This is a genomic window from Acinetobacter sp. 809848 (assembly GCF_000581275.1).
Classification (GTDB): Bacteria; Pseudomonadota; Gammaproteobacteria; order Pseudomonadales; family Moraxellaceae; genus Acinetobacter; species Acinetobacter pittii.
Genome location: NZ_JEXG01000139.1, coordinates 1 through 1,363, shown reverse-complemented (window position 1 = coordinate 1,363; position 1,363 = coordinate 1). Strand labels below are relative to the sequence as shown.

2 protein-coding genes and 1 other RNA gene are annotated in these 1,363 nt (G+C 43.4%); all 3 read right to left on the bottom strand.

Features of this window, described 5'->3' with window-relative positions; genetic code table 11:
• Positions 1 to 242: 242 nt before the first annotated feature.
• An RNA gene (gene rnpB / locus J536_RS24400) (RNase P RNA component class A) lies at positions 243 to 598 on the bottom strand.
• Between the two features lie 27 nt (positions 599 to 625).
• Positions 626 to 889, bottom strand: coding sequence for a YfhL family 4Fe-4S dicluster ferredoxin (locus tag J536_RS0104985; RefSeq protein WP_005070936.1), 264 nt, complete (start codon positions 887 to 889; stop codon positions 626 to 628).
• Position 890: 1 nt separating this feature from the next.
• Positions 891 to 1,363, bottom strand: a 473-nt coding sequence (coaD, locus tag J536_RS24390) for a pantetheine-phosphate adenylyltransferase (protein ID WP_032064277.1), incomplete at its 5' end; no start/stop codon positions are given.

Here is a 1,363-nt window from a genome sequence, read left to right as displayed (position 1 = left end):
CCTCCTGCGTGCAAAGCAGGCGCTCTACCAACTAAGCTAAGTCCCCAGCTTACATCATCAGTCATGTATCTTTTATCTATAACTTCAACCAGTCAAAGTCATGGTGGGTCTGACAAGACTTGAACTTGTGACCCCACGCTTATCAAGCGTGTGCTCTAACCAACTGAGCTACATAGCCGAAAACTGTGCGCGCATTATCTTAACTTCTTTAACGCACGTCAAGAAAAATTTTAAATAAAATGAGGTGAAGTGAGCCTATAAGCCGGGTTCTGTCGAGGATGGCCATTCCTCTAGGCGTACAATCACTCATACGCTCAAGCGACCTACCCGAATCCAGTACGGGCCGTACCTCAGGATTCCTATTTGGTCTTGCTTCTGGTGGGGTTTACCATGCCGTGAACTGTTACCAGACACGCGGTGCGCTCTTACCGCACCCTTTCACCCTTACCTCACGAATGAGGCGGTCTACTCTCTGCTGCACTTTCCGTCGGCTTTCACCGCCCAGGCGTTACCTGGCACCCTGCCCTATGAAGCCCGGACTTTCCTCCCCTGCTTCAGTCACGAAGACCTCCACAGCAGCGACCATCCAGCTCACTTCAGGGGCGCATATTAACAAATTTATTTACTAATTGCTTGTGCTTTTTTGAGCAATTAATTTTTTATATTTGTCGAATAGCTCATCTTCCGTCTCCACATGCTGCGGATCTTTAGGAATACAGTCCACTGGACAAAATAACTGACATTGCGGCTGGTCATGATGACCAACGCATTCAGTGCATAAATCTGGATGAATTTCATAAATCACTTCACCCATGAAAATAGCTTCATTTGGGCAAACTGGTTCACAAACATCACAGTTTATGCATTCATCGGTGATATATAACGACACTTTACCAACCTTGTTGATGTTTACGTTCAAAGGCCTCAACCACAGCTTGCGGAACAAACTTGGTTACATCCCCTTTTAAACGAGCAATTTCCCGAATTAATGTCGAAGAAATAAATGAATACTGCTCAGATGGTGTTAAAAATACTGCTTCAAAATGTGGGTCAAGTTGACGGTTCATATTGGCAAGTTGAAATTCATATTCAAAATCAGAAACTGCTCTTAAACCACGAAGTACTGCTGTTGCCTTTTGCTCTTTGAAAAAATTAACTAGTAAACCATCAAAGCCTACAAATTCAACATTTGATAAATGGCTGAGTGATGTTTGGGCCAGTTCAACTCTCTCTTCTAGACTGAACAAAGGGTTTTTATGATGTCCAATTGCAATTGCTACTACAACCTCATCAAACATTCTTGATGCTCTAGTAACTAAATCAACGTGTCCATTCGTGATGGGGTCAAATGTTCCAGGATAAA